At 30.3% G+C, this 21,553-nt stretch carries 19 protein-coding genes; 13 read left to right on the top strand and 6 right to left on the bottom strand.

Annotated elements, in window-relative coordinates; all coding sequences use genetic code 11:
- Positions 1-2: 2 nt before the first annotated feature.
- From ACFSSB_RS04415 to asnB, 3 genes are read left to right on the top strand one after another with little or no spacing between them, the layout of a single operon-like run.
- Positions 3-938, top strand: a complete 936-nt coding sequence (locus ACFSSB_RS04415; RefSeq protein ID WP_379901383.1) for a hypothetical protein — start codon at positions 3-5, stop codon at positions 936-938.
- The gene (locus ACFSSB_RS04420; protein ID WP_379901385.1) at positions 931-2,082 is read left to right on the top strand and encodes a glycosyltransferase; all 1,152 of its coding nucleotides are present in this window, start codon (positions 931-933) and stop codon (positions 2,080-2,082) included. The genes ACFSSB_RS04415 and ACFSSB_RS04420 overlap by 8 nt, the downstream gene beginning before the upstream one ends.
- The gene (asnB, locus tag ACFSSB_RS04425; RefSeq protein WP_379901387.1) at positions 2,070-3,959 is read left to right on the top strand and encodes an asparagine synthase (glutamine-hydrolyzing); all 1,890 of its coding nucleotides are present in this window, start codon (positions 2,070-2,072) and stop codon (positions 3,957-3,959) included. Before ACFSSB_RS04420 ends, asnB begins: the two co-directional genes overlap by 13 nt.
- On the opposite strand, the gene ACFSSB_RS04430 is transcribed toward asnB, so the two are convergent.
- Both ACFSSB_RS04430 and ACFSSB_RS04435 read right to left on the bottom strand, forming a co-directional pair.
- Positions 3,956-4,882 carry an ATP-grasp fold amidoligase family protein gene (locus ACFSSB_RS04430; protein ID WP_379901389.1) on the bottom strand — a complete coding sequence of 309 codons (927 nt, stop codon included), beginning with the start codon at positions 4,880-4,882 and terminating at the stop codon, positions 3,956-3,958. The two genes, asnB and ACFSSB_RS04430, sit on opposite strands and share 4 nt — an antisense overlap.
- A 2-nt stretch (positions 4,883-4,884) precedes the next feature.
- Positions 4,885-5,838 (bottom strand): ATP-grasp fold amidoligase family protein, encoded by a 954-nt coding sequence (locus tag ACFSSB_RS04435; protein ID WP_379901391.1) that lies wholly within the window; start codon positions 5,836-5,838, stop codon positions 4,885-4,887.
- Positions 5,839-5,920: 82 nt separating this feature from the next.
- Here ACFSSB_RS04435 and ACFSSB_RS04440 point away from each other — a divergent pair, with 82 nt between their 5' ends.
- From ACFSSB_RS04440 to ACFSSB_RS04455, 4 genes are read left to right on the top strand one after another with little or no spacing between them, the layout of a single operon-like run.
- Positions 5,921-7,015, top strand: coding sequence for a glycosyltransferase (locus tag ACFSSB_RS04440; RefSeq protein ID WP_379901393.1), 1,095 nt, complete (start codon positions 5,921-5,923; stop codon positions 7,013-7,015).
- A gap of 5 nt (positions 7,016-7,020) precedes the next feature.
- Entirely contained in the window at positions 7,021-8,226 is a 1,206-nt protein-coding gene (locus tag ACFSSB_RS04445) for a DegT/DnrJ/EryC1/StrS family aminotransferase (RefSeq protein ID WP_379901395.1), read from the top strand.
- Positions 8,223-8,813: a sugar transferase gene (locus ACFSSB_RS04450; RefSeq protein WP_379901397.1), complete on the top strand. Its 591-nt coding sequence runs from the start codon at positions 8,223-8,225 to the stop codon at positions 8,811-8,813. Before ACFSSB_RS04445 ends, ACFSSB_RS04450 begins: the two co-directional genes overlap by 4 nt.
- Positions 8,810-9,787, top strand: a complete 978-nt coding sequence (locus ACFSSB_RS04455; protein WP_379901400.1) for a polysaccharide deacetylase family protein — start codon at positions 8,810-8,812, stop codon at positions 9,785-9,787. The genes ACFSSB_RS04450 and ACFSSB_RS04455 overlap by 4 nt, the downstream gene beginning before the upstream one ends.
- On the opposite strand, the gene ACFSSB_RS04460 is transcribed toward ACFSSB_RS04455, so the two are convergent.
- Complete coding sequence (locus ACFSSB_RS04460) at positions 9,784-11,016, bottom strand: GNAT family N-acetyltransferase (RefSeq protein WP_379901402.1); 1,233 nt, start codon at positions 11,014-11,016, stop codon at positions 9,784-9,786. The two genes, ACFSSB_RS04455 and ACFSSB_RS04460, sit on opposite strands and share 4 nt — an antisense overlap.
- A 332-nt stretch (positions 11,017-11,348) precedes the next feature.
- On the opposite strand from ACFSSB_RS04460, the gene ACFSSB_RS04465 reads away from it, so the two are divergent.
- The 4 genes from ACFSSB_RS04465 to ACFSSB_RS04480 are packed head-to-tail and all read left to right on the top strand — an operon-like array spanning position 11,349 to position 17,577.
- Complete coding sequence (locus ACFSSB_RS04465; protein ID WP_379901404.1) at positions 11,349-12,497, top strand: aminotransferase class I/II-fold pyridoxal phosphate-dependent enzyme; 1,149 nt, start codon at positions 11,349-11,351, stop codon at positions 12,495-12,497.
- Positions 12,484-14,382, top strand: a complete 1,899-nt coding sequence (locus tag ACFSSB_RS04470; protein WP_379901406.1) for an SDR family NAD(P)-dependent oxidoreductase — start codon at positions 12,484-12,486, stop codon at positions 14,380-14,382. The genes ACFSSB_RS04465 and ACFSSB_RS04470 overlap by 14 nt, the downstream gene beginning before the upstream one ends.
- A gap of 22 nt (positions 14,383-14,404) precedes the next feature.
- The gene (locus tag ACFSSB_RS04475; RefSeq protein ID WP_379901408.1) at positions 14,405-15,193 is read left to right on the top strand and encodes a polysaccharide biosynthesis/export family protein; all 789 of its coding nucleotides are present in this window, start codon (positions 14,405-14,407) and stop codon (positions 15,191-15,193) included.
- Positions 15,194-15,204: 11 nt separating this feature from the next.
- On the top strand, positions 15,205-17,577 hold the full coding sequence (locus tag ACFSSB_RS04480; RefSeq protein ID WP_379901411.1) for a GumC family protein: 2,373 nt from the start codon (positions 15,205-15,207) through the stop codon (positions 17,575-17,577).
- 212 nt (positions 17,578-17,789) lie between these two features.
- On the opposite strand, the gene ACFSSB_RS04485 is transcribed toward ACFSSB_RS04480, so the two are convergent.
- Positions 17,790-18,968 (bottom strand): proline dehydrogenase family protein, encoded by a 1,179-nt coding sequence (locus ACFSSB_RS04485; protein WP_379901413.1) that lies wholly within the window; start codon positions 18,966-18,968, stop codon positions 17,790-17,792.
- A gap of 91 nt (positions 18,969-19,059) precedes the next feature.
- Between ACFSSB_RS04485 and aroB the strand changes: the two genes are divergently transcribed.
- Both aroB and ACFSSB_RS04495 read left to right on the top strand, forming a co-directional pair.
- Complete coding sequence (aroB, locus tag ACFSSB_RS04490; protein WP_379901416.1) at positions 19,060-20,127, top strand: 3-dehydroquinate synthase; 1,068 nt, start codon at positions 19,060-19,062, stop codon at positions 20,125-20,127.
- Positions 20,128-20,207: 80 nt separating this feature from the next.
- Positions 20,208-20,480 carry a hypothetical protein gene (locus ACFSSB_RS04495; protein WP_379901418.1) on the top strand — a complete coding sequence of 91 codons (273 nt, stop codon included), beginning with the start codon at positions 20,208-20,210 and terminating at the stop codon, positions 20,478-20,480.
- Here ACFSSB_RS04495 and ACFSSB_RS04500 read toward each other — a convergent pair whose 3' ends face one another.
- A complete protein-coding gene (locus ACFSSB_RS04500) occupies positions 20,481-20,996 on the bottom strand; it encodes a DinB family protein (protein ID WP_379901420.1) in 516 nt (171 codons plus the stop codon). It lies immediately after the preceding gene.
- Between the two features lie 59 nt (positions 20,997-21,055).
- A complete protein-coding gene (locus tag ACFSSB_RS04505; RefSeq protein WP_379901422.1) occupies positions 21,056-21,535 on the bottom strand; it encodes an Lrp/AsnC family transcriptional regulator in 480 nt (159 codons plus the stop codon).
- Positions 21,536-21,553: the final 18 nt, after the last annotated feature.

A 21,553-nucleotide genomic window follows, 5' to 3' on the forward strand; every position in this document is an offset into this window, starting at 1 on the left:
TTATGAACAAAAAACAAATCATAAATACACTTAAATTAATAGGCTTTATTGTTGTTGTATCTTTTATTATAGATAAAATAGCATACTTCACAATAACTAAAATTAGTGATACCGTTTACTCTGGTCAAGCTATTGGTAAATTAAACCATTACTTAGCTATAAAAGACACTACAAAACTTATTGTTTTTGGTAGTTCTAGAGCAAATCACCATATAGATGTTAAAAAACTAAATGCCTCTAGTTATAATATGGGAGTAGATGGTAAGTTTATTGCTTACAGTGCTACCTTAATAAAATTGCTTCCTAAAGACCTTAAACAAACTGTCATTCTACATGTAGATCCTAATGTTGCTTATAGAGAATATTACAACAGAGAAGAAACTAAAACCTTAATGGTAAAATACCATACTAATGCTGTTATTAAAGAAGAATTAGATAGAGCAGAATTAACAAACCCTCTACAAAATTTTTATTGGTGTATAGATTATAACGGATTGGTATTAGGTATTTTAAAAAATGCTGTATTTCCTAAATATGACTTAGAACATTATTATGGTTATGACCCAATGGAAGTACATAGTACGCAAAAAGAAATATTTGAAAAAATACTAGCTCGTAATGATAGTATTGAGTGTAAAACCAATTTAAAGCTAAACCCTTTATTTAATAGCTATTTAAAAGAAATAGAAACTTTTTGCACTAATAACAATAAAAAATTAATAACAATTACTACTCCATTGTATATTGATAAATGCCCTGAAGATAATAATGCTTTGCGCAAAGTATTAGAAGATTTAAATATTGAATATCATGACTATAGTAATTTTTTTAAAGACAATAACAGTACAGATTACTGGATAGACATAGCACACATGTCTGACGTTGGTGCTGAAATATTTTCAGAAGCTTTAAGTAAAGACATATCTATTAATGACTAACAAAAAAAACATTTCCCTATTTGTAGCATCCATAGGTTATGGTGGCACAGAACGTGTAGTTTCTAGGCTTTGCAATGAACTTATAAAATACTACAATGTTACTTTGGTACTTATGTACAACAATATAGATTTACCTATACATAAAGAGGTGGAAATTATTTGTTTATCTAACAAACAAGAACGATATGATAATTCTTCCTTATTTAAATTAAACACCTTTTTAACTAGTGCATATAAATATCCTAAAATAATTAAGCAACACAAAATAGAAGTAAGTATTTCCTTTTTAATCAAGCAAAATACTATTAATGGGCTTACTAAAATGTTTCAACCAAAACTAAAAACCATTATTAGCGAACGTTGTTTCCCTTCAAAAACATATGGTAAGTTTGGCAAGCTATTGGTTAGTTATTTTTACAACAAAAACACAAGTCTTTTTTCAAATTCTGTACATATAAATCATGATTTAGAAAACAATTTTGATGTAAAAATCCCTAAACATGTTGTTTACAACCCTATTTATACACGCAAAGAAAAACCTAGTTTTTTAGAATATTCTAATACTGAAAAACCTTTTAAAATTGTAGCTGTAGGAAGGTTAAATCCTGTAAAAAACCAAAAAAGTTTAATAAAAAGTATTGCTCTTATTGACCAAACCGTAGCTTTAAATATTTACGGAATTGGTTCTCTTGAAGAAGAATTAAAAACACTCACAAGCACGTTAAACCTTAATAAAACCGTTACTTTTAAAGGAAACAGTGACACTATAGATCATGAAATACTAAAACACCATTGCCTAGTATTAACCTCTCTTTCTGAAGGATTTCCTAACGTAATCCTGGAAGCCATGTCTTTAGGAGTTCCTGTAATAGCTACTAATTGCAAATCTGGTCCTTTAGAGCTATTAAACGACAATAAAAAAGTAGAAATTGAAACTGGTGGCTTTTTTAAAGCAAAATACGGATTACTAGTAAATGTAGATGATGAGGAAGGTATAGCAAAAGCAGTTACCTACTATAAAAACAACGAAGAAGTAAGAAAAAAATATAGCGAGCTAAGTTTTAATAAAGCAAAACAGTTTGATATTTCTGTAATAGGTACACAACTAAAACAACTAATAGATACGCATTTATGTGTGGAATAAACGGCATAATAAGCAAGAGTAGTACTCCTGAAGAGATTAGCAATTCGTTAAAAAAAATGAATCAGCTAATCTATCATCGTGGACCAGATGAAGATGGTTTTTGTATAGAAAATCATGACAAAGCCACTATAGCTATGGCTATGCGAAGACTTTCTATTATTGACTTAAGCACAGGGAAACAACCAATTTACAATCACGATAAAAGCATTGTTATTGTTTTTAATGGTGAAATTTACAATTACCAAATCTTAAAAAAACAATTAGAAAACAAAGGGGTTACTTTTAAAACAAAATCAGATACAGAAGTAATTTTAAAACTCTACGAAGCAGAAGGAGAAAGCAGCTTTGCAGATTTAGATGGTATGTTTGCTTTTAGCATTTATGACAAAAACCGAAACAAAGTTTTTATAAGTCGTGATTTTTTTGGCGAAAAACCCTTGTACTACTATAAAAATGACGAAAATTTCTTTTGGGCTTCTGAGCTAAAATCCATCATTAACAATCTTGACAACAAGCCAGAAATTTCTAAACAAGGTTTAAACCTATATTTTAGGCTCACCTACACTCCTGCTCCTTTTACTATTTATAAAAATATTTTTAAGCTAGAAGCCAATCATTATATCGATTATGATGTAAATAGCCACAGTTTTCAAGTACATAAAATAAATACTATTAAAAAGGAAAAACAAAATATCGCTTTCGCGGAAGCAAAAAAGGAACTAAAAAACCGAATGCTTCAAAGTATTGAAAGTCGTTCTATTAGTGATGTTCCGCTTGGCACCTTTCTTTCTGGTGGTGTAGATTCTTCTATTGTAAGTTTGGGTTTATCACAAATGAACCATCAAAAAATAGAAACCTTTTCTATTGGTTTTGATAAAGCTTCGTTTGACGAAACAGACAAATCAAAACTAGTAGCAAAACTGATTAATAGTAACCACCATGAGTTTATTATTTCAGAAAAAGACATCGAAAAAAACATTCATGAAATTCTTTTAAATTTTGATGAACCCTTTGCAGATTCTTCTGCTTTACCAACTTATTTAGTAGCTAATAAAACAAGAGATTTTGTAAAAGTTGCCTTAACAGGTGATGGTGGTGATGAGGTTTTTGGTGGTTACAACAAATACTATATTGGCAAACTAAACAGCAAGTACACAAACATTGTTCCTGCCTTTATACATCATGCTTCAAAGCGTGTTTTAAATAAACTGCTAACTACCAAAGATGACAATAGAGGAAAACGTTTTAAGCTAAAAAAGTTTGTTAATGCAATAAACTATAACAACGAACATTATTGGAACATTATTTCCTTAGGATTTTCTAACGATATCGAAAAACTTTTAAAAACCAATAGCATACAAACAAGTGTTTTTAGCTATTACAAAGAAAAGTCTAACATTACACAACCTAAAACAGTTCATGAATATCGAGAAATTGATAGATTGATGAGTCTTGAAGGTGATATGCTAGTAAAGGTAGATAGAACAAGCATGCTAAACTCACTAGAGTGCAGAGCGCCTTTTTTAAACAAATCGCTTTGGGAATTTGCCAACAGCTTACCAGAAGATTATTTGCTAAAAGGGTTTAGTAAAAAGCACATTTTAAAAGAAGCGTTTAAAGAGGAGTTTCCTGAAGGTTTTTTAGAAAAATCTAAAAAAGGATTTGTTGTTCCTGTTGGTGATTGGTTGCGTTCTGGATTAAAAAAAGAACTAGAAAGCTATATAGAAACTGCTTTATTAGAAAAGCAAAACCTCTTTAATATAGATTACATTCAACAGTTAGTAAAAAACCATTTAACAGGTAAAGAAGACAATAGTTATAAGGTGTGGACGTTTTATACGTTTCAAAAATGGTATGTCAATTTGTATATAAATTAACTAACCACAGTTTTGTGTAGCTTCAATAATTTTCCGAAATCTGCATCATAATGTTCTGGAGTAAAAGCACCACAACCAGATTCTGCATGAAACGTTAATTCACCAAAATATATTTTATCATTTACATGGTAAAAATCTACACGTATATAACAAAAGTCTTTTGCAAAAGTTTCGCCTAAAGCAACCATTTTGTCATACAACTTTGGTTTTTCTACATCACGACCAGTTTTGTAAATCCATTGAATATCTAGTAAATTCCAATTGGCATCATACAAATTACGTCTGTGATCTATTTGTCTATCAATATCTACTTGCGTAAAAACAAGTTTTCCATTAAAATAATGCATTTTATAGTCAAACGGAATTCCTCCATTTTCATCCATCAATAATTTTTCTACTACTACTCTACGTTCAATATTTTTATATTGCCATTCTTTATATCTGTAGTAGTAGTTTATATTTAAAAACTTAGCGAGTGTGTTTTGTACGTTTATCCAATTATGCTTGCTTTTATCTCTAACAATAATTCCGCCAGAACTATCATGATTGGTTTTTATAATAAAAGGATAATCTGGTAAATTTTCTGGTACAATATCACGTACATCTTTAGTTTCTAACACTAAAGGAATTAGGTACTCCTCGCCTATTTTTTCTTTAACATAATCTCTAACCTTGTATTTATCTGCACAAATAGTATGTAAAGGTGTTCTGTCATTTAATTTTAACCATTGTAGTTTTTCATTAAAAGTTTGCGGATTTTCAAAGTTTGGCGTGTACCCTAAATTGGTTTTAAACTCTTTTTCAATAACTGTTTTATCAGGTACTAAGGCATAGCGTAAGTATTCGTATACATTTTTAAATGGCTGAATAACAGCAAGCCCAAATCTGGTATTATGGTAAAAGTTAGATATTAATTGCTTCATAATTACGCTTTTGTTTTTATTGTACTTACATCTAATAGGTTTCCTAATTCTAAATCATACTTCTCAGGATAAATGGTTTCTAAGCCACTTCCATGATGAAAAGTAACTTCTCCAAAATACACGTTACCTTCAAAATCATACACATCTATTCTTGCATAGCAAAAAGGTGTAGATAGTTTTGCTGCAACAGTAAGCATTTCGTTTAAATTCTTTGGTTTCTCTAAATCTCTTCCGTTATCCCAAAGGGGTTGATTATCTTTCCATAAAGACCAAGTAAATGGCAATAAATTCCAATTGGCATCATATAAATTACGTTTATGGTTGGTATATCTATCAATATCTACTTGTATGACTTCTACTTTGCCATGAAAACAATGTATTTTATAATCAAAAGGAATATCTCCTGCTTCATTTACCAAAAGTTTTTCGGCTATAACACAAGGTTTTATATTTTTATATTGCCACTCTTTGCCAGAATAATAATAATTTTTTTTTAGTAATTTTTTAAAGTGTTTTTGTGTTTTTTGCCAATCTATAGTGGTTTTATCTCTAACAATTATTCCGCCAGAACTATCATGGTTTGCTTTAATTATAAACGGGAAATCAGGAAAATTAGAAGCTTTAACATCTTGCGTATTATAACTTTGAAACACTAACGGAATTAAATATTTTTCGCCAATAGTTTCTTCAACATACTTTCGCACCTCAAACTTATCTGCACAAATGGTATGTAAAGGCGTTCTATCATGAAGCTTTAACCAATTAAGCTTTTCATTTAAAGTTTTAGGATTGTTTAAATCTAAGGTTCTTCCGAAGCGTTTTTTAAAATTTTGCTTTAAAAAAGTAGCATCATCAATATAATGCGTTCTGTAATATTGCTGCACTTGTAATACAGCATCAATTACAGTTTTAGCAACCCAAGTATTATGGTATAAATACCTAGCAATCTTTAACATAAATAGCTTTTTTGTCAATTCTAATGTAGAACAAATTTTAGTAAACTAAAAACTTATCTTATTTTAGTTGTAAATTTATTTCATGAATAAAAGAATCTGTCTTGTTGGTGGTGAAGATGTGCATAAGCGCATTTCCTTGTCTAGCTATCTTAAAGATGCAGGTTTTCAAGTAACCATACTTGGAACCAGCTCGCATAAGTTTCCAGATTACATTAACTATGTGCCTTACAACTTAGTAAGAAACTTCTCTCCTGTTTCGGATGCGAAAACACTTAAATGGTACAAAGATTATTTTTCTAAAAATGAATTTGATGTCATTCATACCTTTGATACCAAACCTGCTTTTTTATTACCAATAGCTTTAAAAAATACAAAAACACCAATTACAAGAACCATAACAGGACTAGGTACTATTTTCATGTCTAACAGCCTATACAGTTACACATTAAGAAAGGTGTATTACACGCTTCATAGAAGCATAAAACATCGCGTTTTTAGTACCATTTTTCAAAATTTTGACGATAAAGATTTATACAAATCACACCATCTTATAACCAATAAAAACTACAAGCTTATTTTTAGTAGCGGAATAGAATTAAAGAACATTACTAAAACAGCAAAACGCAACAACACTCCTTTTACCTTTATATGTGTAGCACGATTAGTGTATGAAAAAGGAATTATAAACCTTTTAGAAGCAGCTAGAATTTGTAAAGATAAAGGCCATGATTTTAAAATTTTGCTTGTTGGCCCTTTAGAAGAAAACAGCAAACGCTTAAACCAAGAAATACTAAACCAATACCAAGATATTGTAGACATTTTAGGAAGTAGAAATGATGTGTATGATCTATTATTATCTTCAGATGCTTTTATACTACCAACCTTTAGAGAAGGTTTTGCTAGAGTTTTATTAGAAGCTGCAGCAGTTGGCTTACCAATGGTTGCTACCAATGTTACAGGAGTTAGAGAATTTGCCAGACATGAAAAAGAAGCTTTACTAGTAGAGGTAAAAAACTCTGAAGCATTAGCAAATGCCATGATAAGATTGGCTACAGACAAGAATTTAGCTAATGAATTAGCTCAAAATGCATTAAAACACGTTGAAAAGTTTAGTTTAGAAAACATTTCTAAGCAATATATTAATATCTTTAACCAAGCTATTAATCATAAAACTTAACGAAGATGAAAATTCCATTTTCTCCTCCTTTTATTAACAACAATGTTATTAAAGAAGTTACTGACGCCTTAGAATCTGGATGGATTACTACTGGTCCTAAAGTAAAAAAACTAGAAGAACTGGTTTGTAAGTACACAAAAACACCCAATGCTCTTGGCGTAAACTCTGCAACCTCAGGACTCATGCTAGCATTAAAATGGTATGGCATTGGCGAAGGAGACGAAGTAATTATACCTGCTTACACCTATGCTGCCACTGCTTTAGCGGTTATTCATGTTGGCGCAACACCAATAATGGTAGATACAGAAGATGATTTTAACATCTCATTAAAAGGTATTAAAAAAGCGATAACAGAAGATACAAAAGCAATAATACCTGTAGATATAGCAGGTTGGCCTTGTGATTATGATGCTATAAATAGTTTAGCAAATAACACTAGAGATCTCTTTCATGCTACACACCCAAATCAAGAAAAACTAGGAAGAATTGTAGTTATAGCAGATGCTGCACATGCTATTGGCGCACAGTACAACAATAAATTTATTGGCACTACTACAGACATAACTGTATTTTCTTTTCATGCCGTAAAAAATGTAACTACTGCAGAAGGCGGAGCCATTTGCTTAAACTTACCAGCACCTTTTAACAACCAAGAGGAATATAATTTTTTACGCTGCTTTTCTTTAAATGGTCAAACTAAAGATGCTTTTACTAAATCTAAAGCTGGTGGCTGGAGGTACGATATTATATATCCTGGTTTAAAAATGAATCTTCCAGATTTACTTGCTGCTGTTGGTGTAGCACAATTACCAGAGTATTTTGAAAACATTTTAGATAAACGAAAAGAAATTTTTTCATATTACCAAGAATACTTCGCAACTAAAAGCTGGGCTATCTTACCTCCTTTTAAAAACGATAAAAAAATATCTTCATGTCATTTATACGCTTTACGTATTAAAGATGCTACAGAGGCACAACGAGATGCTATTATTGATGAAATAGCTAAAAATGGTGTTGCGGTTAATGTACATTTTCAGCCTTTACCTCTATTAAGTCTTTTTAAATCTTATGGTTACAAAATTGAAGATTACCCAAATGCTTTTAATAATTACAAAGCAGAAATATCTTTACCTATTTATCCGCAGTTAACCCAAGAACAATTACAGTATATTGTGAGCACAATTACAAAAGCAGTAGAAAACACACTATGATAAAAAGAGTATTCGACATATTTTTTTCCTTGTTAGGCTTAATAATTCTATTTCCTGTATTATTAATTATTGCCATACTGATAAAACTAGAATCTAAAGGCTCTATATTTTACAGACAAACACGAGTTGGTATAAAAAATCAAGATTTTAAAATCTTTAAGTTTAGAACCATGTTTGTAGGATCTGACAAAAAAGGCCTATTAACATTAGGCGATAAAGACTCTAGAGTTACAAAAGTGGGTTACTTTTTACGTAAATACAAATTAGACGAAATGCCACAACTAATTAACGTATTACAAGGCTCGATGAGTTTTGTTGGTCCAAGACCTGAAGTAAGAAAATATGTAGATTTTTATACTAATGATGACCTGCAAATACTACAAGTAAAACCAGGTATTACAGACTACGCTTCTATTGCTTTTAGAAACGAAGCCGAACTTTTAAAAGACACTACTAATCCTGAAAAGTTGTATATTGAAGATATAATGCCAAAAAAAATAGCTTTAAACAAGAAGTATATTGCTAATCCTTCAGTATTTATAGATATTAAAATTATTTTCAAAACCTTTTTAAGTATTGTAAAATGAAACTAGAGCAAGGACATTTTGTAATTTCTTTAGACTTCGAGTTGTATTGGGGAATTTTTGATGTACGTACTATAGAAAGTTATAAGAAAAATCTTAAAAAAGTCTCTGAAGTAGTACCTAGACTACTACAACTTAGCGACCAATACAACATAAAACTAACTTTTGCTACTGTTGGCTTTTTACTAGCAAATACCAAAGAAGAATTACGACAGTATATTCCCAAAAAGAAACCTAGTTATACAAATGCTAATTTTAGTCCTTATAGATTAATTGATTCTATTGGCAATAATGAAACCGAAGATCCTTATCATTACGCTGCATCGTTAATTACACAAATAAAACAAAACGGAAATCACGAAATAGGAAGCCATACTTTTTGCCATTATTTCTGTAACGAAGTAGGCCAAACAGCAGAAGAGTTTGAAGCAGATTTAGTAGCAAACATAAAAATTGCTAAAAAACATGGTATTGCAATAAAAAGTATTGTTTTTCCTAGAAACCAAATAAACCAAAACTATTTAAGAATTTGTGCAAAACATGGTGTTTTAAGCTATAGAGGAACAGAAAACCATTGGATGTACAATACTGAAAACACAAAAAAATTAGGCAAGACCAAAAATAGAATTTATAGATTACTAGATGCTTACCTTAATATTTCTGGATTTAACACACACATTCCTGAAATGCAGCATGGTGTAGTAAATATTGCTTCTAGTAGATTTTTAAGAGGATATAGTACTAAATTACGTTTTTTAGAAAACTTAAAAATTCAAAGAATTAAAAGAGGAATGACCTTTGCCGCAAAACATAAACAAGTATATCATTTATGGTGGCATCCTCATAATTTTGGTAGTAATACAGAAGAAAACTTTAAAGCTTTAGAAACTCTTTTTATACATTATAACGCGTTAAAAAACACCTATAACTTTCAATGTAAAACCATGAAAGAATTAGCAGAAAACTGCACTAGTTAATCTAGAATTATTTTATAGTTATTCTTCTCTCCTACTACATAATACACTTCTTTATCTAAATTTTTAATTGCATATATATTTAATCCTGAAATAGCTTCCGGGTTTCTATATAATTCATCAAAAATAATGGGTTTTAAAAAAGAATAATTTTTATGATTTAAATCAATTAAATCCTTAGCATCTAGCATTTCTTTTTCTTTGCATTTTTCAATTGTATATTTTCTTCTAGGTACAACTTTTGCTTTTTTTCCTTTTAATAAAAACTTAAATTTTACATACTTTTCATTCATGTTTTTATCTCTTAAATACTGCTTCAAGGCATATTTAGACTTTACCATTTTGGCTACAGCAGAAGCTACTACGCTTTTAGAATCATACAGAATATGGTTTTCATAAACATAATCCATATTAGTCCATCTATTTTTATATTCATATTCACCTTTTGAAAAATCATAAATAGTATATCCATTATCAAAACACCAATTAAAAAGCTTAATAATGGTTGTATGCCCCAAGTTAAACCTATAATAATCCGTATCAAAAGAGGTAATTGCATAAAACATAGTAGTATCAGACAAAAAACTTAAAGAAACACCAATGGGTTTATCATTATTACAAATAGTTATTAATAATGCTCGTTTTTCTTGAAGCATTTTAAAGATTAATTCATAATAATAATCCCAAGTATCTAGTATATCATTATCCTTTTGTAATTCATTAAATCGCTTTGTTAACAAGGTTTTAAAACCCTTCATGATAGTAATATACTTGTCTTTTTCTATGCTTTCATTATAAATGGAATAGCTAATATTAAAACAAGCTTCTAATCGTTCTTGATTACGTCTAAACTTATATCTTGTATTCGATTTAAATTGGTTTTTAGCAAAAGCATCATAACTTTCAAAAGCATCTAGCTTTGCTAAAAAACCTTTATACTGTTTTACTTTAAAACCTTTTAATCTTGAAGAATCTGGTGCTTCTAAATTAAAATAAGAAGGAACATCATGCAATAAAAATACTTTTCCTTTAAAATCTTTTTCTTCAAGATCTAAAACATAAGACATACCATTGGTAATATTTTTACCAACATTATAATATAAAGGAAGCCATTTGCTTTTTACAAAGGCAACATCCTTAATAAATTTAAAGTTTAAACCTGGTTTTGAAGCATTAAAAAACGTAGACCAAATAGTAGTAAAGGTCTTTGAAACAAACGGGTTATTTTTCATAAATAAATTAATAGCTTGTACTAAATTATTACTTATTAAGTACATATCCTAACCCAATACAATATTAAACCAAAAAAATAACGTAGCTTTAATCTTATAATTTTGTATATTTAAGCATAAGAGCAACAGACTATTACGCACTCCTCCTAACAACATATTGATTAAACAAAATGCAATTACAAAACCATATTATTGTTATATAAATTAATTAAGTTAAAAGCATACATAAATCTAGATAAAACTTAATACCTTTAATATTTAAATCAAAGAACGTTTAAATAAGTTCTTTGTCGTATTTTTTTGATTTATACTTTAAAAACAATAATATTTATATGGCTATTAATGAATCTAAACTGAATTCTAAAATCTGGTTATCTCCACCACACATGAGTGGACACGAACAAGAATTCATAACAGAAGCATTTAAATTAAATTGGATTGCACCTTTAGGACCAAACGTAAACGGTTTTGAAAAGGATATAGAAACATATCTAAAACAAAACACTTACGCAGCAGCCTTAAGTTCAGGTACAGCAGCAATACATCTTGCTTTAATACTTTTAGGTGTTAAACAAGAGGATGAAGTTATATGCCAAACAAAAACGTTTGTAGCATCTGTAAATCCTGTGGTATACTTAGGAGCAACACCTATTTTAGTAGATAGCGAAGAAGAAACATGGAATATATGCCCTGTTTTATTAGAAAAAACAATAAAAGATAGAATTAGTAAAGGAAAAAAACCAAAAGCAATTATAACCATTAATTTATACGGAATGCCATATAACGTAAAACAAATACATGCCATATCTAACAAATACAGTATTCCTGTAATTGAAGATAGCGCAGAAGCATTTGGTAGTGAGGTTAACGGACAAAAATGCGGTACTTTTGGCGATTTCTCTGTTCTTTCGTTTAATGGAAACAAAATAATAACCACTTCTGGTGGTGGTGCATTAATTTGTAAAACCGAAGCTTTAAAGAAAAAAGCCATTTTTTTAGCCACTCAAGCTAAAGAAGACGGAATAACATATACACACAAAACCACTGGCTACAACTATAGAATGTCTAACATTATAGCTGGAATTGGTAGAGGACAAATAAAAGTATTAGACAATTACGTAGCTTTAAGAAGAAGAAACTACAACCACTATTACAAACACTTAAAAAAAATTAAAGCCATTCGTTTTCTAGAAGAACCAGAAGGCTACACCTCTAACAGATGGTTAACCTGTATTTTACTAGATACAAAGCAAACACGAGACAACTTACTTCAATGGTTAAACAAAAATAACATAGAAGCCAGACCATCTTGGAAACCCATGCATTTACAACCATTATTTAAAGATGCTCCTGCGTACTTAAACCAAGTCTCAGAAAACATTTATAACAAAGGCCTTTGCCTACCTAGTGGCTCAAGCCTAACCGAAACAGACCTAAACAGAATAACAAAACTAATTATATCGTACTTTGATAAATTATAATGACATATTAAGAAAATTAACCGAGAGATACGCATCCAAATGGCTTGTGCTTTTGTTTGATTCTTGTATTGTAATTTTCACTTTCTTTATTGCCTATATAATTAGGTATAATTTTGAAATAGATTTTAATTTTTACACGTTTTTAAAACAACTGCCTTTTGTATTTATTGCTACCATTATTAGTTTCTTAATTGTAAACTCACACAAAGGTGTGGTACGATTTACAGGAGTTAAAGATGTTGTAAACGTTGTTATTGGCTTAAACATTCTAGCAACTATTTTAATTATCTCTACCTACGTAAGTAGAAAATATAATTTTGATACTGTTTTTGATATTCCTGGTTCTATTATTTACATTCATTTGCTACTAAACATCTTCTTTATAATAGGAACAAAATTTTTCATTAAATCTATGTATAGAAGCCTGTTTCATGATTTTGATAAATTTAAAACAGTACTTATTTATGGAGCAGGAAACTCTGGAATGGTCACCTATGACGCCATTACAAACGATGCCAAAAGCAATATTAAAGTTTTTGGATTCTTAGACGATAAAGAAGGAAAAATTGGAAAAAAAATAAACATGCTTGATGTTTATAATCCTAAAAAAATAGATAAAGAGTTTGTAGAAAAAAACAAAATAGACGAAGTAATCATCTCTATTCAAAACATAAACTCTAATAGGTTACTAGAAATTTCCGGATCTTTTTTCGCCTTAAACTTAAAAGTAAAAATTGTACCAGACGTACAACATTGGATTGATGGCGATTTAAGTATAGGACAAATAAAAGACATTAAAATTGAAGATCTTTTAGGAAGAGAACCTATACGCATTAACAACCCTTTACTAATAGACGAGTACAACAACAAAGTGCTTTTAGTAACAGGAGCTGCAGGATCTATTGGTAGCGAGTTAGTTAGAAAACTAAGCCATTATAAATTTAAAAAATTAGTAATTATTGATAATTCGGAATCTGCTTTATACGATTTACAACAAGAACTTAAAAGAAACAAAATTACCAATATTGAAACCATTATTGCAGACGTTAGAAACAAACAACGATTAGATCAAGTTTTTAACACCTACAAACCTGAAATTATATTTCATGCAGCAGCCTACAAACACGTTCCTTTAATGGAGAAAAATCCGTTTGAAGCTGTTAGTGTAAATGTATTTGGTACCTATAATGTTGCAGAATTAGCCATGAAACATGGTGCAGATAAATTTATATTAATTTCAACAGACAAGGCTGTAAACCCAACAAATGTAATGGGTGCCACAAAACGAATTGCAGAAATAAGCATATTCTGTCAGAAAAAAATAGTGAAAGGAAAAACCAAATTCATCATCACTAGATTTGGTAATGTATTAGGTTCTAACGGCTCTGTAATCCCTCTATTTAAAAAACAAATAGAAACAGGCGGACCTTTAACCGTTACACACAAAGACATTATTCGCTTTTTTATGACAATTCCTGAAGCCAGCCAACTAGTACTAGAAGCTGCTGCTATGGGAACAGGTGAAGAAATATTTGTTTTTGATATGGGAAAACCTATAAAAATAATAGACCTAGCAAAAAACATGATCGCGCTTTCTGGCTTAAACTATCCTGAAGATATTGATATTAAAATAACAGGACTAAGACCTGGAGAAAAAATATTTGAAGAACTTTTAATTGATGGAGAAAACACAAAACCTACCTATAATGAAAAAATAATGATCGCAAAATGTAAAGACGTAACCCATGACCAACTAGAAAAAATTAAAAAATTATTAATGCACGATTCTACATCCTCTAATATTGAAATCGTTTCCTTAATAAAAGAAATAGTACCAGAATACAACCCTAATAACACTAAATACGATGTTTTAAACGTAAAATAAAATTTAAAAAACGCTATTAATCATGAAACCAATTTTTAACCAACCAAAAAGCAGCTTACTTGCAGCATGTATTGTATTTTTACTAGTTACATCTTGTGCTACAAGACAAGATATTGCCTACTTTCAAGACGAACCACTAGACAACTTTGAAGAAGTAGATTTTAACACAGATGTTATCTACAAAACCAATGATAAACTCTCTATTATTGTGTCTTCTATAGATCCTGAAGCTGCAAGACCTTTTAATTTACCAACAATTTCTGAAGGACAATCTGCTATTGTTACCCAAGGAAGTACTAAAATGCAAACCTATTTAGTAGACAAGTTTGGAAACATTGAGTTTCCTGTTCTTGGACAACTAAAAGTTGGAGGTTTAAGCAGAACAGAAGCTACACAACTCATAAAAGAAAGACTAAAAGAATACCTAAAAGACCCAATTGTTAATATTAGACTTATAAACTTTACAGTTACTATACTGGGTGAAGTACGTAATCCTGGAACATTTGTTCTTGAAGATGAAAAAATATCTTTACCAGAAGCCTTAGGTTACGCAGGAGATTTAACTATTCACGGAAGAAGAGACAACGTTTTACTTATTAGAGATAATAATGGTAAAAAACAATATGCACAGTTTGACCTAACCTCTATTTCTGTTGCTAATAACCAAAGTTATTACTTAACACAAGACGACGTTATCTACATATCACCAAACAAAGCTAGAATACGCTCTTCTACTTATAACCAAAACACAGCTGTAGTTATTTCTGCACTCGCTGTACTAGTTTCACTTACCGCAATAATTGTAAATTAACAACCTTACTAATGAATAAAAACGCTGCAAATCAAAAAGAGCATTTTAGAGACTTAGTAGATCCATATTTAGGAAAATGGAAACTAGTCTTACTTTGCGTAATAGCTGCAATAGCACTAGCTCACATATATTTAAGATACGCTACCTACCAATACAAAGCAAGTGCCACAATACAAATTAAAGACGAAAGACAGAGTACCAAATTACCAGAACTTTCCTCTTTGCAAAACTATGGCTTGTTTAAAAAAGACTTGAATAACGTTTTAGATGAAGCCGAAATTATTGGCTCTAGAGAACTTATAGAACAAGCGGTTAAAGAACTTAAATTTAATATTCAATATTATGTTGAAGGTAGAATACAAAAACACGAAGTATACAACAACCCTCCATTAAATTTAAACTTTAGCGCATCAGATTCTATTCTTTTTCAAGCAGATACTATTCTTAACGTAAAAATACACTCTAAAACACAATTTTTACTAAAAGGAATTACTGAAGAAGAAAAAATATGGAAGTCTAAAGACCAAAACATCGAAGACCAAGGTGTACTTCATAGTTTTGGACAACCCATAAAAACAGGTTTTGGAGACATTATTATAACTCCTAATTTAGACCAATATGCTGCTAAAGTAGGCTCTAATATTACTATAGAAATCTCTCCTATTAGTAAAATAACCGGAAACTACAAGGGTAATTTACGTATTGAAACTAAAGAATACTCTAGTATAATTAAACTATCTATATCAGATAACAACAGAGAAAAAGCTTCGTTGTTTTTAAGCAAGTTAATTGAAGTTTACAACAAAGACGTTGTTAAAGACAAACAACAAGTTGTAGAAATTACTTCAGATTTTATTAATAGTAGACTTGAAATTGTTTCTAGAGAATTAGGTCAAGTAGATTTAACTGCAGAAACCATTCAAAAAAGAAATAGATTAACAGATATAGCAACACAATCTAATATCTTTTTACAAAACGAAAGAGACAATGAATCTCAAATAATTAATACAACCAACCAGATTCAGTTAATAGATTATATGAAAGATTTTGTTGACAAAAACAGCGAATCTTCCGATTTATTACCAGCAAACATAGGTATTGCTGAAAATTCTATTAGCGAAATAACGAGAAGACATAATGATCTTGTTATAGAAAGAAACAGATTATTAAAACACTCTAGTGAAAAAAATCCAACCGTTGTAAATTTAACCAACCAAATTAATGAGTTAAAAGGAAATTTAAACCAGAATTTAAACAACATTAAATCTTCTAATGAAATTACTTTAAGCGCATTAAACGAAAAAGCGAATAGAATTAGCGGACAAATTTACACCACACCAACAAAGCAAAGACAGTTTAGAGATACACAAAGACAACAAAACATAAAGGAGTCTTTATACTTATACTTGTTACAAAAACGTGAAGAAGCAGCAATTTCTCATGGTATCTCCTCTCCTAACGCTAAAATTGTAGATCAAGGTTATGCTAGCGGAAAACCTGTTTCGCCAATTAAACCAATAGTATACTTATCTGCGCTTATTTTAGGAGCTAGTTTACCAATTGGATTAATATACTTATTTCAATTACTAGATTCTAAAGTACACACTATAAAAGACATTAAAAAGAATATAGATGTACCTTATTTAGGAGATATTCCAAAATCTAACAATCGTAAAAAATTAATTGATAGAGTAGATTATTCTTCTAAAGCAGAAGCCTTTAGGATGGTAAGAACCAATATAGATTTCATGCTTCAAGGCATTACAGATCGAGCTAAAATTATATTTGTTACTTCTACCACAAATCAAGAAGGGAAATCACATACTTCAATAAATTTAGCGTCTTCTCTTTCTTTTTCTGAAAAGAAAGTACTTTTAATTGAAACAGACATTAGAGTACCTAAAGCTACAAATTACTTAAAAATTAAAAACGACAAAGGAATTACTAACTACATAGGAAACACCAAACTTTCTGCTAGTGACGTAACAACCAAAATTGAAAACAATCCTTTTTTAGATGTAATTTCAGCAGGAGTTATACCTCCTAACCCTTCAGAATTATTAATGAGTGATCGTGTAGGCGAGCTTTTTGAAACGGTTAAAAACAAATACGACTATATTATTGTAGATACTGCAGCTGTTGGTCTTGTAACAGATACTTTACTTATTAGTAAATATGCAGACATGTTCGTGTATGTAGTAAGAGCTAATTATATAGACAAACGCCAACTACATATAGCGCAAACCATGTACTCAGAAAAACGTTTACCTAATATGGCTATTTTACTAAATGCAGTAGATCATAAAAAATCTGGAAGTTACACCTATGGATATGGTAAAAACCCAATCAAGAAAAAATGGTGGAAATTCAAAAAAGACAAGTAGTATATTAAAACAAAAAATCCCGAAATATTTCGGGATTTTTTTTGTCTTATAAATAGAATTTGTATCAGCTTAAACACCACTTGTTTTGCGCTAGTACAATAAAAACAATTACTTTAAAACTATTACATCGAAAATAACAAGTATCTTATTTTAAACATGTTAAGTGATAAACATTAAACTAAAGCTTTAAATGACAACCACTAATATCACTTCTATTTTTGTGCTTTTCTACGTTGTTTTTCTTTCTTTAACAAGGTAAGCTCTCTACCTGTTTGTCCTGCTACAGAAGTGTTTTCTTCTGCTCTACGAATTAAGTAAGGCATCACATCTTTTACTGGACCAAACGGAATATACTTTGCTACATTATATCCATAATGCGCAAGATTATAACTTATATGATCACTCATTCCGTAAAGCTGACCAAACCAAACTCTAGAATCATCATTAGCTATGTTTTTTTCTTTCATTAAATCCATAACCAAATAACTACTATCCTCATTATGTGTACCTACAAAAACAGACATAGCATCTAATCGATCTAACATATACGCTACAGCTTCGTTAAAATTCTCATCAGTTGCTTGCTTACTAACACAAATAGGTGAAGTATATCCATATTTTTCAGCTCTTTCATTTTCTTTCTCCATGTAAGCGCCACGAACCAATTTATAGCCAAGAAAATAATTATTAGCCTTTGCTAAAGCGGTTTCTTTTTTCAAAAATTCCATTCTATCATGTCTATACATTTGCAAGGTATTATACACAATAGGCTTTTCGGTATTATACAATTGCATCATTTGCGTAACTAAATCATCTGCTGCGTCTTGCATCCAGCTTTCTTCACCATCAATTAAAACAACAACATCCTTTTCTTTTGCTGCTTTACAAACGGCATCAAACCTTGCAACTACTCTATTCCACTCTTCCTGTTCTTCTGCAGTAAGTGTTTTTCCTTCGCCTAATTTTTGATATAAATAAAACCTTCCAAAACCTGTTGGCTTAAAAACCACAATAGGCATACTCTCTTTTTCGTCTGCAAAATTTAAAATCTTTAATATTTTATGCATTGCAGCATCAAATTCCTCTTCATCCTCTTTTCCTTCCACCGAATAATCTAACACAGAACTCACTCCTTTTGTATACATGTTTTCAATAACATACAAGCAGTCATCTTCGCTTACACCTCCGCAAAAATGATCAAAAACAGTAGAACGTATCAGGCCTTCAATTGGCAAATTAGCTTTTAAAGCAAAATTGGTAGCAGCTGTACCAATACGAACCAAAGGTTCGTTAGAAATCATCTTAAATAAAAAATAAGCTCGCTCTAACTGCGAATCATTTTTTAATGCGAAAGCAATCTCTGTATTTTCAAAAATTTTATCTGAATGCATATGAATAATAAATTATTGAACAAATATAATTCAAGTCTATCATATTTGATTAATTTCTCCTTATTTTTACCTCAAAATAATTCTATTATTAATGACACCTATTAACACTCAAGATTACAGTATTTATTTCAATAAAGACACTTACAAGGCTTTAAATGAACACCTAAGCGCTACTAATTATTCTAAAATTTTCTTTATAGTTGATGAAAACACGAATGCAGATTGTATTCCTTTTGTTTTAGCCAATATAGAAACTGAGATTAGTTATGATGTATTAGAGATTGAATCTGGAGAAGAAAACAAAAACCTAGACATATGCTTAGGGCTTTGGGAAGCATTATCAGAACATGGAGCAGACAGAAAAAGCTTAATCATTAATATTGGTGGTGGTGTAATTACAGATTTAGGTGGTTTTGTTGCCTCTACTTTTAAACGAGGTATTAGTTTTATAAACATTCCTACTTCTTTATTAGCAATGGTAGATGCTTCTATAGGAGGAAAAACTGGAATAGACCTAGGACACCTAAAAAACCAAATAGGCGTTATTAATACAGCCGAAATGGTGCTTATAGACACTGCTTTTTTAAGCACATTACCAGAAAACCAAATGCGCTCAGGTTTAGCAGAAATGCTTAAACACGGCTTAATAGCAGACAAAGCGTATTGGAATAAGTTTTTAGACCTTTCTAAGCTAACAACAGAAGATTTAGACACATTAATCTACGAATCTATTCTTATTAAAAAGAACATTGTTGCGCAAGACCCTAAAGAAGAAAACCTTAGAAAAACCCTTAATTATGGCCACACCTTAGGTCACGCTATAGAGTCTTATTATTTAAGCAATGAAAACAAAACCTCCTTACTACATGGAGAAGCTATTGCTGTAGGAATGATTTTAGCTAGCTATATTTCTACCAAGCTTACTGGACTTAACGAAGCAACTAACCAAGAAATTAAATCTACCATTTTAGACACCTTTAGTAAGGTTACTTTTGAAGAAGAAGATTACAACCCTATTATAGAGCTACTTATTTACGACAAAAAGAACGAACATGGAAACATTCACTTCGTACTTTTGGAAGATATAGGAAAACCAGTTCTAGACTGTAAAGTCTCTAATGAATTAATAATTGAAGCATTTAAATTTTACGCTTCTTAATTTATTAAGTTAAAAATTTTGTAACTTTAAATCGCTTGTCAAAGAAAAACTATTGATTTATTCACTTAAATACTCTAGTTATGCAAAGATTAATTGTTGATTACAAAAAACTAACTCCAGAAGTTCTGGAGTTGTTAACTGAAAAATTTCCTGATGGTTATGGCGACAGAGACATTATTGTTTTTGACAACCATAAAAACGAAACTATTGAAGCTGTTGAGGTTAAAACAAAAGACGCCATCTATTTAGTAAAAGTAAGCAGTAAATTACATTACACCATGACTAATTTTGATAGTAATGATGATTTACTTTTAAATGATGCTGGACATATTGTGTTTGATGAAGAGGAATAATTACAAATACCTCTCTTTAACAACGTGGCTATGATGCTTTTCATGACCAATCACAATAAAACCAATAGCTCTAACAGACATATCTCCTCCACTTGCTTTTCCTTTTTGTAAAAGCATTTGGTTGGTAAAACTTTTAAACAAGCTTATGGTTGCCTCTCTTACATGCGTAAACTCTTCAATAAGCGCTTCTTTTGATCTTCTATTCGCTTCACTAGACATAGTATAAGCATTTTCATCAAAACCTGGTAATTCTGTTTTATCATTTCTAGAAAAACGCAACGCACGATACACAAGCACTCGCTCTGTATCTATTATGTGTTGCAACACTTCTTTAATAGTCCATTTTCCTTCGGCGTAAGCGTAATCCATCTTATCTTCAGGCAAACTATTAAAAAAACCAAGCGCTTCACTTAAACCTTCACTTAAACCCTCTAACAAGCTTAAATCGCCTACTTTATCTATATATGTTTTATAATATTCATTATATTCTAACGTACCTATATCTGCTGTTTTCATTTTATGAAATAAAAAAAAGCCCTTTAAAAAAAGGGCTTCAATTTGGTTATGTTTTAATTTTATAATTCGCTAAAAATAGAGTGCATTAAACGTTTTTTATCGTTAATGCTCTCTTCTAAAGATATCATTGTTTCTGTTCTGTAAATACCTTCAATATCATCTAATTTAAAGATAATATCTTTTGCATGCTCTGTGTTTTTAGCTCTAATTTTACAAAAGATGTTAAACTTGCCTGTAGTAATATGCGCTACAGTAACGTTAGATATTTCGTTTATTCTTTCTAATACAAATTTAGTTTGTGAAGTGTTCTTTAAAAACACACCAACATAAGCAATAAATGAATACCCTAGTTTTTTATAATCTAAAGTTAACGAAGATCCTTTAATAATCCCTGCATCTTCCATTTTTTTAACCCTAACATGCACAGTTCCAGCAGAAATCAATAGTTTTTTTGCTATATCTGTAAAAGGAACCCTTGTATTTTCAATCAGCATATCTAATATCTGATGATCTATTTCGTCTAATTTAAACTTCGCCATTTTCTTAATAATATTATA

The organism is Lacinutrix gracilariae, assembly GCF_042684485.1.
GTDB classification, from domain to species: Bacteria; Bacteroidota; Bacteroidia; order Flavobacteriales; family Flavobacteriaceae; genus Oceanihabitans; species Oceanihabitans gracilariae.

Coding starts and splice junctions, on each gene's coding strand:
- ACFSSB_RS04415 (WP_379901383.1), top strand. CDS start 3: ATGAACAAAAAACAAATCATAAATACACTTAAATTAATAGGCTTTATT.
- ACFSSB_RS04420 (WP_379901385.1), top strand. CDS start 931: ATGACTAACAAAAAAAACATTTCCCTATTTGTAGCATCCATAGGTTAT.
- asnB (WP_379901387.1), top strand. CDS start 2,070: ATGTGTGGAATAAACGGCATAATAAGCAAGAGTAGTACTCCTGAAGAG.
- ACFSSB_RS04430 (WP_379901389.1), bottom strand. CDS start 4,882: ATGAAGCAATTAATATCTAACTTTTACCATAATACCAGATTTGGGCTT.
- ACFSSB_RS04435 (WP_379901391.1), bottom strand. CDS start 5,838: ATGTTAAAGATTGCTAGGTATTTATACCATAATACTTGGGTTGCTAAA.
- ACFSSB_RS04440 (WP_379901393.1), top strand. CDS start 5,921: ATGAATAAAAGAATCTGTCTTGTTGGTGGTGAAGATGTGCATAAGCGC.
- ACFSSB_RS04445 (WP_379901395.1), top strand. CDS start 7,021: ATGAAAATTCCATTTTCTCCTCCTTTTATTAACAACAATGTTATTAAA.
- ACFSSB_RS04450 (WP_379901397.1), top strand. CDS start 8,223: ATGATAAAAAGAGTATTCGACATATTTTTTTCCTTGTTAGGCTTAATA.
- ACFSSB_RS04455 (WP_379901400.1), top strand. CDS start 8,810: ATGAAACTAGAGCAAGGACATTTTGTAATTTCTTTAGACTTCGAGTTG.
- ACFSSB_RS04460 (WP_379901402.1), bottom strand. CDS start 11,016: ATGAAAAATAACCCGTTTGTTTCAAAGACCTTTACTACTATTTGGTCT.
- ACFSSB_RS04465 (WP_379901404.1), top strand. CDS start 11,349: ATGGCTATTAATGAATCTAAACTGAATTCTAAAATCTGGTTATCTCCA.
- ACFSSB_RS04475 (WP_379901408.1), top strand. CDS start 14,405: ATGAAACCAATTTTTAACCAACCAAAAAGCAGCTTACTTGCAGCATGT.
- ACFSSB_RS04480 (WP_379901411.1), top strand. CDS start 15,205: ATGAATAAAAACGCTGCAAATCAAAAAGAGCATTTTAGAGACTTAGTA.
- ACFSSB_RS04485 (WP_379901413.1), bottom strand. CDS start 18,968: ATGCATTCAGATAAAATTTTTGAAAATACAGAGATTGCTTTCGCATTA.
- aroB (WP_379901416.1), top strand. CDS start 19,060: ATGACACCTATTAACACTCAAGATTACAGTATTTATTTCAATAAAGAC.
- ACFSSB_RS04495 (WP_379901418.1), top strand. CDS start 20,208: ATGCAAAGATTAATTGTTGATTACAAAAAACTAACTCCAGAAGTTCTG.
- ACFSSB_RS04500 (WP_379901420.1), bottom strand. CDS start 20,996: ATGAAAACAGCAGATATAGGTACGTTAGAATATAATGAATATTATAAA.
- ACFSSB_RS04505 (WP_379901422.1), bottom strand. CDS start 21,535: ATGGCGAAGTTTAAATTAGACGAAATAGATCATCAGATATTAGATATG.